This is a genomic window from Alteromonas sp. W12 (assembly GCF_001924945.1).
Lineage (GTDB): Bacteria > Pseudomonadota > Gammaproteobacteria > Enterobacterales > Alteromonadaceae > Alteromonas > Alteromonas macleodii.
The window spans coordinates 95,852-108,524 of sequence record NZ_LQXH01000010.1 but is presented as its reverse complement, the minus strand read 5'-3'; the positions used below and the strand labels follow the sequence as shown (position 1 = coordinate 108,524).

At 44.7% G+C, this 12,673-nt stretch carries 8 protein-coding genes; 4 read left to right on the top strand and 4 right to left on the bottom strand.

Annotated features, from left to right (window positions below; all coding sequences use genetic code 11):
* Positions 1–4: 4 nt before the first annotated feature.
* From AWH61_RS15950 to glpK, 4 genes are all read right to left on the bottom strand, one after another.
* Positions 5–2,134 carry an alpha-galactosidase gene (locus AWH61_RS15950; protein ID WP_075177611.1) on the bottom strand — a complete coding sequence of 710 codons (2,130 nt, stop codon included), beginning with the start codon at positions 2,132–2,134 and terminating at the stop codon, positions 5–7.
* A 308-nt stretch (positions 2,135–2,442) separates the two neighbouring features.
* On the bottom strand, positions 2,443–3,897 hold the full coding sequence (locus tag AWH61_RS15945) for an SLC5 family protein (protein ID WP_075177610.1): 1,455 nt from the start codon (positions 3,895–3,897) through the stop codon (positions 2,443–2,445).
* A gap of 66 nt (positions 3,898–3,963) precedes the next feature.
* Positions 3,964–6,711 (bottom strand): TonB-dependent receptor, encoded by a 2,748-nt coding sequence (locus AWH61_RS15940; protein ID WP_075177609.1) that lies wholly within the window; start codon positions 6,709–6,711, stop codon positions 3,964–3,966.
* Between the two features lie 305 nt (positions 6,712–7,016).
* Positions 7,017–8,501, bottom strand: coding sequence for a glycerol kinase GlpK (gene glpK / locus AWH61_RS15935; RefSeq protein ID WP_014977992.1), 1,485 nt, complete (start codon positions 8,499–8,501; stop codon positions 7,017–7,019).
* Between the two features lie 160 nt (positions 8,502–8,661).
* On the opposite strand from glpK, the gene AWH61_RS15930 reads away from it, so the two are divergent.
* The 4 genes from AWH61_RS15930 (at position 8,662) to AWH61_RS15915 (ending at position 12,604) form a co-directional block, all read left to right on the top strand.
* Positions 8,662–9,420, top strand: coding sequence for a DeoR/GlpR family transcriptional regulator (locus AWH61_RS15930; RefSeq protein ID WP_014947888.1), 759 nt, complete (start codon positions 8,662–8,664; stop codon positions 9,418–9,420).
* A gap of 304 nt (positions 9,421–9,724) precedes the next feature.
* Positions 9,725–11,272: a glycerol-3-phosphate dehydrogenase gene (gene glpD, locus AWH61_RS15925; protein ID WP_075177608.1), complete on the top strand. Its 1,548-nt coding sequence runs from the start codon at positions 9,725–9,727 to the stop codon at positions 11,270–11,272.
* A 108-nt stretch (positions 11,273–11,380) separates the two neighbouring features.
* Positions 11,381–11,965 carry a phosphoglycerate mutase family protein gene (locus AWH61_RS15920; RefSeq protein ID WP_075177607.1) on the top strand — a complete coding sequence of 195 codons (585 nt, stop codon included), beginning with the start codon at positions 11,381–11,383 and terminating at the stop codon, positions 11,963–11,965.
* 135 nt (positions 11,966–12,100) lie between these two features.
* On the top strand, positions 12,101–12,604 hold the full coding sequence (locus tag AWH61_RS15915; protein WP_014947891.1) for a hypothetical protein: 504 nt from the start codon (positions 12,101–12,103) through the stop codon (positions 12,602–12,604).
* Positions 12,605–12,673: the final 69 nt, after the last annotated feature.

The window sequence follows — 12,673 nt, the reverse complement described above, 5'->3', positions numbered from 1 at the left end:
AGCTCTATACCGCTTTAACGGTATAAATCAATGCAGTTTGTGGGAAGAGCACCGGCAGCTGCATACCGTATTTCATCAATACTTCGCCAGAGAATACTTGCCCTTCAGTTTGTTGCAAAATAGACGGGGTGTATTCTTTTAGCTTTTCAGGCCAAACACGCTCAATGGTGTATTGTTTGTTAGCATCAAGACCTGCAAAGTAGAAGCGGTTTGGCGTAGTGCGAACAGTTTCCATAACGCTGTTATATGCAAAAATACCTTCTTGCTTGTCTTTAGACACATAACCAAATTTTACGTTCATGCCGTCATCGTCCATGCGGAATAGGTCGCCGCCGTGGGTGATATGACGATACTTCTTGTAAAGTGAAATAGCATCAGTAAGCACGCTTTGCTCGTGGTCGGTAAGTTCACGTGGGTCCATCTCTATACCCATATGGCCAAACAAGGCTACTGCCGAACGAATCTCAATAGGTAAGTGTCTACCCGTTATATGGCAGTCGCGCGGGCCAACGTGTGCGCCCATTACTTCAGACGGGAAGAAATAAGAACAACCACGCTGAATATACAAACGGTCTAGTGCGTCGTTAGAATCGGACGTCCAGAAACGATCTGTGTGTGGCAAAATACCTAAATCTACACGGCCGCCTCCTGAACAACAGCTTTCTATCTCAATGCCTGGCTTCGCTGCCTTAACGCGGTCTATTAAGCTGTAAAGCGCAGCCATTTGACCATGCATCGCAGGTTTACCGTGAAGGTTGCCGGGGTGGTTTACGTCGCGGTTCATGTCCCATTTGATGTAGCTGATTTTGGGGTACGTCTTCAGTACATCAGTAATCACTTTATAAAGGTACTCAACCACTTCAGGGTTGGTTAAATCCAATACGTACTGATTTCTGAAAGGAACGTGAGGGTTATTCTCGGTTTGCAGCGCCCACTCAGGATGTGCGCGGTAAAGGTCGCTGTCAGGGTTTACCATCTCTGGCTCAAACCAAATACCGAATTCCATGCCAAGGCCAGTAACATGGTCAATTAGCCCGTCTAGTCCTTCAGGATAGATAGCTTCATCAACAAACCAGTCGCCAAGCCCTGCCTTGTCGTTTCTGCGCCCTTTAAACCAACCATCATCTAACACAAAGCGCTCAATGCCCAGTGGTGCAACTTTATCGGCTAAGGCTTTAAGTTCGTCTTCGTTATGATCGAAATAAATTCCTTCCCATGTGTTGTAGTGCACTGGGCGAGGCTTCGATTCAGCACTGTGGTTTAGCACGTTGCTGCGAATGAAGTTATGGAACTGTTGTGATAGCGAAGAGAAACCTTCACAGCCATAGCCTGTGTAAAGCACGGGGGATGTATAGCTTTCGCCAGCGTTAAGTACCACTTCACCTGGAAATAATAACTCACCAAACTGCACATAGCTTCTGCCATCAGCCATAAGCTCGGCGCGAAGCTTGTGGTTTGCAGAAGCGCCAAGGTGATAGCCATAGCACTCACCGTTAAGTTCACCCGTGCCTTGAGGGAATGCAATCAGACCAGGGAAGGTGTCGTGAGATGTTTTGCCTCGGCGATTTTCACGTACATAACTTCCAAAGAAGAGATCGTGATCTTTGGTTTGAAACTCTGCTGACCAGCGGCCTTCAAATGTTTTAATTTTGCTTACGGAAGTAGGCAAGGGCAGGCTAGCGGCATTCAAATAGCCTAAATTGAGCGGTGTTTCGCCACTGTTTTCGAGACGAGAAACGTATTTTACTACACTCGTTTTGTTATCGAGCTCAACAGTTGTGATAAGACGCATACCGCGGCGAGCGTCTTCGCTTACGAAAGCAACAGACTGTGCATCTTCATTTATTTCGGTCAGGCTAAAGCCTGCTGACCACTGGTCGGCATCGCCCGACACTTCAAGACCTGGCTGACCCGTCCAGCCGTCACCGTGAGTCGGTACCAACGTAATCGGCGGTTCAATTACGGGTGCGCATTTGGCTTCTTGACGGGTGTTTAAAACGCTCAGCATTTCTGGTGTTGTACTGTCACTTAATGGCGCACCATAGTAAATGACTTTGGGCATACGACCCTGGCAGTCGAATATTAATGTGGCTTTCTCGTTCGACAAACGAACGAATGATGTGAGTGACGACATAAAAACCTCATTTTACATGCCTAGATGTTTATAGCGCATGTTGTTAAAAGAAAAGATGACTGAAAAGTACAGAAGGAACATCCGTACGGTTTATGGTTTTACAACGGTTTATCGAGCTTAATACCTGCTTTCTTGCACGGTCGTCGAGTGATTAAATCTGTTTCAATCACGCTAACAGAGTCTTCTCTCTGCTTTCATCTACTTCACAGCGTGTGGCGGAACAAAAGTGCGGAACAAACCGTACTTTTGTTCCGCCACAACCGTAGTAATCCTAGTTATCTGAACCAGCCAATATATGGCTGACCTTATTAGCCGTGTGCTTCTTCGCTCTCTATCAAACGACCACGCCATTCTGCCTTTTGCTTAAATACAACCCGATTTAAGACAAGGGCGAGGGCAATACAGCAAACCAATGTGACCAACATCAGGTGAATGTAGTGCAGGCCGAAAGGAGCGTGCACAAAGCTAAAGAAAGCGTATAGACCCACACCAAAGACAACTGCCGCTATTCCCGCGTTGGCGTTTACGTTATTAAATAGTAATCCAACAATAAAGATGGAAAGAATAGGCATACTTAACAACCCGAAAAGTTGTTGAAGCAAGTTGATGATGCTTTCTGCTTGCGCGTACACAGGAACCATAACTAGCGACACAATAGTAAGCGCCGCGGTCACAAAGCCGCTTAAGCGTGCAACGTTTGGCTTCTTCTGAAAATACGCCTCGTGTATATCGCAGACATAAAGTGCAGTCGCAGAGTTGAGGTTACTGTTGTAAGTAGTGAGTACTGCGGCAGCGAGGGCCGCTGCAAATACACCTGATAGCCAGCTAGGTAAAACATCACCTACCAACGTACCGTAAGCGGCATCGTTGATATCGCCGTAGAGCTTATACGAAATGATACCTGGAACTACGATAATGGTAGGAACAACGATAAAGCGGATGATCGCTGCAGCGTATACGCCTTTCTGTGCTTCTTTTAAATTAGGTGCAGCCATGGCGCGCTGAGTGATTACCTGATTCGTACTCCAGTAGAAAGTCTGGATAAACACCATACCGGTTAATAACGTGTGCCATGGTAGAGGTGAATCATTATCGCCAATTAGGGTTAAGCGCTCGGCAGGTATGCCCGAGAAATCAAAATCGATTGCGAATAGTGCAAGAACGACAACAACAATCGCCATAGTCAAAAGCAATACGCCAGAATAGGTATCTGAAACTGCAACCGCGCGAAGCCCACCAAAGATAGCGTAGAAGGCACCAATTAATGCAAAAGCGGTGGCAACATACATAAGTGGAATGTCTACATTGAACATGTTAATCATGAAAAGCGAGCCGGTGTAGATTACGGCAGGCATGAAAATAAGGCTGCTACCTAGGAAGAAAAGAAGGCCTATTAGTGCTCTTATATGCTTGTTGTTATAGCGCATTTCCAGCAATTCGGTGGTTGTGGTGCACTGATAATGATAATAGACGGGAAGAAAAACTCGCGCGAGAATGATTAGGCCTGCCACTGCGGCAAATTCCCACCACGCAAGCAGTGCCATTTGGTTACCGTTCATCCCTACAAGTTGATCGGTACTTAAATTAGTTAACGTTATTGAGCCCGCGACGTATATCCATGTTAGTCCGCCGCCAGCTAAGAAATATTCTTTGTTTTCGTTGGCTTTACTATGCCCATGACCGCGACACTTTATATAGGTAAGAAGCCCGATAAGTGCGGTGATGAAAATAAAAACGACAAGTTGGGTTAAGCTGCCTGACACGAAAAACTCCTCAGCAGAATAAAGACAAAAGGGGGCAACACCGCCCCCTTGATAGACTAGTTGTTATTAGAAGCTAGCACGAACACCAACAGCGTAACGAGCACCGTCAGCAACTTGTTGAACGAAATGTTCTGATAAGCGACCGCGACGCGTTAGCTCTTCGTCAGTAATGTTAATGCCTTCGAAGAATACCGTAAGAGACTCAGTTACATCGTAACTTACACTCATATCAACTTGGGTGTAAGTCTCAGTGAAACGAGGCTCAGTACCACCAAGAGTGCTTATGGCTTCTTGCATAAAGGTTTCACGATTGTTCAGTGCAACACGCGCTTGGAACGCATCTTTTTCGTAGAACAATGTAATGTTTTGTGAGTTTCCTAAGCCTGGTAGACTAAACTCTGCATCTGAATTAACGATAGTAGCGTTAGCTTGAATACCGAAGCCGCTTTCAAGTGTATGCAACCAAGCAAGCTCTAAGCCTTCAACTTCAAGCGTATCGCCATTGCTAGGACGAAGTACAGTAAATACATACTCGCCGCTTTCTAAGAATTGGCTTTCTTCGAAAAGCTGGCCAGAAATAAAGTCTTCAACTTCTTTATTAAAAACAGCTGCAGACAAATAGCTCGTGTCATCATAATACCACTCTAGTGACACATCCCAGCCGGTAGATTTATATGGCTGGAGCTCTGTATTGCCTTCAGTAGCTTGTAGGTTTCCAGGGCGTGAAACCGTTACGTTAAATACCGGTACTAAGTCGTCCATCATTGGGCGAGTCAACGTTTCCGAGTATGCATATCTCAAGTACAAATCGTCGGTCAACTGCAATTTAACGTTAAGATTAGGCAGAAGACTTGAATAACTATTGGTCGCATTAATCGGTTTGCCTTCGCCATCGTCTTCAAATACTGCATTGAAGTCTGAGTCATCGCCAGGAATAGGCTGAAGGTCCTGTAAAACCTGAACTGTACCATCTACTGATGTATCTGTTTCGCTGTAACGGAAACCAAAGTTAACATCAAGTGGCATGTCTGAAATTTCAGTTGCAAAGTAGAACTGTGCGTACGCACTTAATACTTCTTCGCTCACTACGAATGAATCATTACTTGGCTGAGGGTTGCCGATATTTGTTGCGTCAATCGCTGCGCGAACATCATCGAATGATTGACCTGTAGCGTCAGCAATTTGCTGCACCGCTGCATCAGACGTTGCGAAGTCAAAGAACGCTTCAGGATCGTAGGTAAGCCACTGATTAGGCACACCGCCGAAGTAGTTTTGTGCAGTAAATACACTTAAAAGTTCATCAGGGAAGTCAAAATTGTAGCCGCAATAAACGTTACAACCTGAAGCGAACAAGCGAGTATTAGATTTTTCTCGATCTTGGTAGTAGATACCAAAATCTGCTTTGTGGAATGCATTGTCTGAATCAGGTACCCAAGTGAAGTCTGCACGGTACTCACTGATGGTATCTTCCGTGTCAAAACCGTTGCGTTCGTTATAGTGCATGCGGCCTAGCGACGGTGTTTGCAAAGCGGCATCACCACCGGCAACAGTCAATGATGGGGTAGCACCTGTGAAGTCTACACTGTATTCATTGTTGTAACCCACAACAGTGAAGAAGTTGTCGCCACCACTGCTGTCTTCGGCAGTTGAAGTTGAGATATCAATGTTTGCAGTTAAGTTGTCGTTTACTAACCATTCAAAGTTTGCACCGAATGCTTGGATTTCAACGTCTCGACCATAGCGGCGGCGAATAAAGTCAGTCGCACCACCAGCACCTTCTACAATAGTACTTGTTACACCAGTTAGGCTGCCATTATCGTTGAAAGACATGTTGTCGAGGTTACTGTCTGTGAACCAATGACCAACACTGTGCGCGTCTGAGTCAACTTCAAACTTAGAGTAGAGGCCATCTAAGGTAAGCGTCATGTCATCGTTAGGAGCGTACTGAACAACAAGGTTACCAGATGTTCTTTCGCGATCGACTAAATCAACGATTTGGTCAAAGTTCTGTGGGACGTATACATTCCTGTATTGTGCATTGTCTGCGTATTCAGGGTTGTCCAGTTCTGAACGATCAGTAATGTCTACCCCTGGACGCCAGTAGCGCGTTTCTAGCATGTTTGTTTGTAGCTTACGCTGTTGAAATGATGCAGCAGCTAACACACCTAATTTACCATCCATAAAGGTATTGGTAATTAAGCCAGACACTTGCGGCGTTGTTTCTTCAGAAAGGTCTTCGTACATGCCTTTTACACTTGCAACGGCCTTGAAGCCGTCAAATGCGAATGGGCGAGCAGTTGTGATTTCTACGGTTGAACCGATACCACCTTCTTGCATAGAAGCGAGAGGGCTCTTGTAAACTTTTGCACCGCTGATTAGTTCAGCTGGAAGCGTATCGAAACTAAAAGCACGACCTTGGTTTTCTGTAGCAATTTGGCGGCCGTTAACAAGTACGGTGTTAAAATCTGGGCCGAAACCACGCACAGTAATAAATTGACCTTCACCACCTGAACGATCAATGGCAACACCAGTAATTCTTTGTAGTGATTCTGCTACGTTTTGGTCTGGAAATTTACCTAGGTCTTCAGCCGTAATACCGTCGTAAACAACATCAGATGCTTTCTTATCTAGCATTGATGCTTTCAGAGAGCTGGTAAAACCTTTAACTTCGATAACTTCCACTTCTTTATCAGTAGCAGTAGTTGCTTCCTGTGCCAGTGAAATAGGGGCGTGTAGGGCAGAGGCGATAGCAACACCTAAAAGTGAGCGTTTCGCGATAGGGCCTAACTGTGATGTGTTAATTTTATGTGTCACTGTGTTTTCTCCGTGAGTAGGCTACGTTTTAACGTACTTTGCACTTAAATTACGTTTTTAGTATGTGCGGATCAAGCTTATTAACAATACTTTTACACATTTAACGTTATATTTTCGTGATTATTATTTGTAACTTTATGAAAAATATAGCGTTTCTTATTTAAGGTAAAAGGTGAAGCGTTTACCTTGGATCCAATACTAGCACAAAATGACAATGTAATTACAATGTTATAAAAAAATTTTTTGTATAAAAAAAGTGCGGTCTATAGCCGCACTTTATTAACAATCAGAAAAATAAAGGAAAATTAGCTGCAGCGGATACGGTCGACGGCGGCTTTCCAACCATCATAGGCTTGATCACGTTCTTGCTTGGTCAATCTTGGAGTGAAAACGCTATCACTCTTCCAACAATGGGTTAAATCGTCGATTGAATTGAAGACACCAGCCTGTAATCCTGCTAAGAAGGCAGCACCAAGAGCGGTGGTTTCCGTAATCTCAGGGCGCTCTACTTCAGCGCCCAATATGTCTGAAAGAAAGCCCATAACCCAATCATTACGCGACATACCGCCATCTACACGAATAGTTGTGGGGCGAGCGCCATCGCTTTCCATTGCTTTTTGCAGGTCCTTCGTCTGGTAGCAAACAGACTGAAGTCCCGCAGCAACGATTTCGCTAATGCCTGTGTCGCGGGTTAAACCTAAAATTGCGCCACGGGCATCTGGATCCCAATAAGGTGCGCCTAAACCAGTAAATGCCGGGACAAGGAACACGCCGTTATCTTGTCTTGCTCGCTGTGCAAGTGCCTCCGACTCGGCGGCATCGTCGATAAGCTTCAACCCATCTCTGAGCCATTGAACGGTTGCGCCGGCCATAAAAATACTGCCTTCAAGCGCATAAGTCGTTTTGCCGTTTAAACGATACCCAACGGTGGTGAGTAATCGGTTTTTCGATTGCAAAGGGGCGTCACCAGTGTTCAATATCATAAAACAACCGGTACCGTAGGTGCTCTTGGCCATGCCTTTTTCAAAGCATGCTTGGCCAACTAATGCTGCTTGCTGGTCGCCTGCTACGCCTTGGATAGGAATAGCTCTACCTATGATGTCTTCTTTCGTTACACCAAAGTCAGCCGCACAATCCATCACCTCGGGTAGCATTGAGCGTGGGATATTGAATTTATCTAGTAACTTCTCATCCCAGCATTGGTTATTGATGTCGAACAGCATTGTACGCGAGGCATTGGTGGCATCAGTTTTGTGTGACTCACCACCCGTTAAGCGCCATATAAGGAACGTGTCTACGGTTCCAAACAGCAGCTCTCCGTCCTCTGCTTGCTGTCTTGCACCTTCTACATTGTCTAATATCCAAGCTACTTTAGTGGCAGAGAAATAAGGGTCTAACAGAAGCCCTGTCGATTCAGTAATGTGTGAGACGAGCTCTTCGTCTTCACTTAAATCACGACAAAGCTGGGCTGTGCGTCTGTCTTGCCAAACAATAGCCGGGTAGACCGGCTCGCCAGTGTTTTTATTCCACACTAAGGTTGTTTCGCGCTGGTTAGTGATACCAACGGCTGCGATATCTGATGGTGTTAATGAACATTTATTGAAAACTTCTTTGAGGGTAGAGACAACGCTTTCCCAAATTTCCTCTGGATCATGCTCAACCCAGCCATCTTTCGGATATTTTTGAGAGAATTCCTGCTGTGCAATAGCGTCTATACTGCCCTTTGGAGAAAAAATGATGCTGCGAGAGCTTGTTGTACCTTGGTCAATGGCAAGGATATGTTGTCCCATAAGGTCACTCCTGAAGATAGTTTTCATAGAGTTTGCATCATTTACACAGGATTAACAATGCTATATTTTCGAAAACGAACATTGGCGTTTCGTTTTGTTATGGGAACATTGAAGTTAAGCACGTATAATTGATGTAATTTTCTAATTCTGAGGACTCGCGATGAATCAAACGCAAAGACACGAAAAAATTGTTGGGCTTATAAAGCTACATGGTTTTATGTCTATTGATGATTTGGTCAGTGCTTGCGAAGTTACGCCGCAAACAATCCGCCGAGACCTTAACCAGCTTGCCGAAAACGGTGTGGTGAGCCGCTATCATGGTGGTGCTGGCCTAAACAGAAGTTGGGAAAACACGCCATATCAGGAAAGGAAAACCCAAAACAGCGAAGTCAAAGAGAAAATTGCTGAAGCAGTGGCTGCAATGATCCCTGACGGCGCATCGTTGTTCATTAATATCGGTACGACGACGGAAATGATTGCAACTAAGTTGCTCAACCACAAAAATCTTCACGTGGTAACCAACAATATTCACGTTGCTACCATTCTTTCGGCTAAAGAGGATTTCTCCGTCATAATTGCTGCCGGTGAAGTTCGCTATCGCGATGGCGGAATCATTGGCGAGGCAACCTGCGATTTTATAAGCCAGTTCCGCATGGATTACGGCATAATCGGTATCAGTGGTATTAGTTCGGACGGTGCACTACTTGACTTTGATTTCAGAGAAGTGAAAGTGTCCCAAGCCATTTTGGAACATACTCAACACGTTATATTAGCTGCGGACTACAGTAAGTTTGAACGCCGCGCAATGGTGGAGCAGGGGCACATTTCACAGGTTGATTGCTTGGTTTGTGATAAAACGCCGCCGCCCAGCATAAGCAAGATAATCGAAGAAAATAACATCACCTTTGTCAAAGCGTGACCATCTATTTACCATAGTTTTCCACTACTCTTAAACCTGTTCTCGGTTTTGGTCGCATTCTACTTTTTGGCAGCCTTCTTTAAACATTACGCACTGCTGCCGCAAGCGCACTTACACACCACGTATTTTTCAATGTAAATCAGTTAAGTATTGTTGCGATTGGATTTGTTCATTCCTTTTAATTACGAATTTTAACTTTCTTTAATGTTCGTAAATGTTCGTTTTGTGTTGACATGTTTTCTTTTTGCTTGTCAAATAGACAACCATATGAGGATATCCATATAAATACCACTAGAGGCAATGTATGAGTCAAAGCAATCAAACTGAACAGACAGTCGACGTTTTAGTCGTTGGCGGCGGTGTTAACGGCGTAGGCGTCGCGCTTGACGCTGCGGGACGCGGGCTTTCGGTTGCTTTGTGCGAGAAAGGTGACCTCGCAGGCGCAACGTCTTCTTCTAGCAGCAAATTAATTCATGGTGGACTTAGGTATTTAGAACATTATGAATTTCGCCTAGTGAAAGAAGCGCTGGCAGAACGTGAAGTGTTGTTGAAGAAAGCGCCTCACATCATGTGGCCGCTACGTTTTCGTTTGCCTCACCAAAAGCATTTACGCCCTGCGTGGATGATACGAATTGGTTTATTCCTCTATGACTCACTGGCTAAGCGCAATATGTTACCGCGCTCACGTAAGCTAACGACCACCAGTGAAAGCCCGCTGGTTAGCGATATTTCAACGTGTTTTGAATACTCAGATGGTTGGGTAGATGATGCACGCTTAGTGGTACTAAATGCGCTAGCTGCCCAAGATCAGGGGGCGAAGATATATACGCGTACTGAATGCGTTAAAGCTGAAAAGTTAGATAATTTGTGGAATGTGGAGCTTAAAACGTCTCAAGGGAAAACGTTTACAGTTAAGGCCAAGTCAATTGTTAATGCGGCTGGACCGTGGGCAGTATCGTTTCTAGATCGCTTGGTAAATATTCACAACCCCAATGCGATGCGCATGGTAAAGGGAAGCCACTTTGTCGTTCCCAAGCTATATAACTCTGATGAAGCGTACATTCTGCAAAATAAAGACGGACGCATTGTATTCGTGATCCCTTACGAAGGTGATTTCTCACTTGTGGGCACGACAGACGAAGACTTTAAAGGTAACCCGTCAGACGCTGCAATTTCAAACGAAGAGACTGATTACTTAATTGACGTCGTAAACAACTACTTCAAGTCCAAGATAACACGCGAAGATATAGTCCATACTTACAGTGGCGTGCGACCACTCTTAGAAGAGAAAAACGCGTCAGCACAAGAACTTACTCGGGACTATAAAGTAGAGCTTAAGGGTGAGGCTGGAAAGCCCGTATTACTTAATATCTTCGGCGGCAAGATTACAACCTATCGAAAGCTTTCAGAGCACTCGGTAGATAAACTTGTCTCATGTTTCCCGAAAGCGAAAAAAGCGTGGACCAAAGAAGTACCGCTACCAGGTGGTGCATTTGAGAGTCAAGAATCGTTAGTTGCTCAACTAACTTCCGAGTTTTCTTGGCTGGACAACGCTATCGCTGAACGCTACGCAAGACAGTATGGTTTGCTATGTTATAAGTTTCTTAAAGGTAAAGCGTCAGTCGATGCTATGGGGACTCATTTCGGGGCTGGTATGTATCAGGCAGAAGTTGATTACCTTATAGAGTGCGAGTGGGCTTGTTGTCTAGAAGACGTGATTTGGCGCAGAACAAAACATGGATTACGCTTGGACAAAGCCCAACAGGAAGTGCTGTCCTCTTATATCTCAACGAAAGTTTCTGGCGCAGTTCAATCGGATGAGTCTGTGGATGCTGTATTGGCAAGCGCCTAACCCGTGAAAAGGTACGCATTAGAAGGAGCCATCTTTGCTTGAAAAGCGATAAGGTGGCTCAATCGCCATTGATTAGCTAGCCCAACAGGATAAAGTAGACGACTTAAAATGAACATGGACGTGATAAACAATACTTCCGTCAAGGAAGTCGTACTTATTAGACACGGTAAGCCTCTCTCGGCGCATAATGACAAAGTAAATGCAGCTCAATATGCTCAGTGGGTGCGTAACTATGATAAATCGATACTCGATCCAACAAGTCACCCAAAGCAGAAGACCCATATCGACGACAGCTACATTGTGGTTAGCCCGTTACTAAGGGCTAAATTGTCTGCGGCTTATTACGGCGCGACTCAAATTGATGAAGAGTTGCCCCACCTTAAAGAAATGGATATTCCTTATTACAAACTTCCGCTCACCTTGCGCAGTTGGCACTGGGTCGTCTTAAGTCGTGCACTATGGTTTATAGGATTTAAAGGTCGATTTGAAAGTTTCAAAGCTGCCAAGCAAAGGGTTAACCTTGTTTCCGAGCGTATCGAAAAACTGTGTGAGAAGCACGAGCGGATAGTGCTATTCGGGCATGGCATGACTAACTATTACACCCGAAAATCACTCATAAAAAATGGCTGGCAATTAAAGCAAAAAGACGGTGATTTTTGGGGAATTACGATATTGCACAAGCCGTTGCCATAATGCTGAGTCTTCGTTTTTAACCAGAAATTCTTAAGGTTTATTTATACCTACTTCATTTTTTCTTCAAAATGTCGATAAAATAGAACAATGCCTAACAAGCGCTAACGACTTGAACAAAGGCATGGGGAATCGACAATGAATAAAACCAACAAAAAGAAACCTTCCACGTCTAATGTTTTTAAAGCGGCTATTGCAGCTATTTTTGCAATTACCCTTGGCGTTACTATCAACTTTCTTCATACCGACGAGCAAGACACCACAACAATCGCCTTTGCACTAAATCTAGATACGTTTAAGCGTCACGTCGTCTCGTCTCACTGGCAATGGCGAGTACGCCAACCCACTACTATGATAATGCTGATTCACTATAATGAGTCGGGCAAAGAAACGAACCGTACTCCGGTGCGAATGAATCACAACGGATGGCCGACCGCTGAGCTTTCTAGTGAAGGGTGTGAAAAAATATGGACGTCGCTAGTGGCGACACCACTGCGCGTGGACGGCTTTAAGATCCATGCAGATTATTACGCTGAACTTGAAGAGAACGAAGACAACTATTGGTGTCGCTTCAGCTTGAGCAGCGGCGCGTATTTCGACTATTTTCCTGCAAACGGAACAGTAACAAATTTAAGCGATTAAACTGGCCACATAAACGAGCACGCACAATATAAGCCTATACTTATGTAGGTATTTGTTCTATTTAGATAA

Coding starts and splice junctions, on each gene's coding strand:
- AWH61_RS15920 (WP_075177607.1), top strand. CDS start 11,381: ATGAACATGGACGTGATAAACAATACTTCCGTCAAGGAAGTCGTACTT.
- glpD (WP_075177608.1), top strand. CDS start 9,725: ATGAGTCAAAGCAATCAAACTGAACAGACAGTCGACGTTTTAGTCGTT.
- AWH61_RS15950 (WP_075177611.1), bottom strand. CDS start 2,134: ATGTCGTCACTCACATCATTCGTTCGTTTGTCGAACGAGAAAGCCACA.
- glpK (WP_014977992.1), bottom strand. CDS start 8,501: ATGGGACAACATATCCTTGCCATTGACCAAGGTACAACAAGCTCTCGC.
- AWH61_RS15930 (WP_014947888.1), top strand. CDS start 8,662: ATGAATCAAACGCAAAGACACGAAAAAATTGTTGGGCTTATAAAGCTA.
- AWH61_RS15915 (WP_014947891.1), top strand. CDS start 12,101: ATGAATAAAACCAACAAAAAGAAACCTTCCACGTCTAATGTTTTTAAA.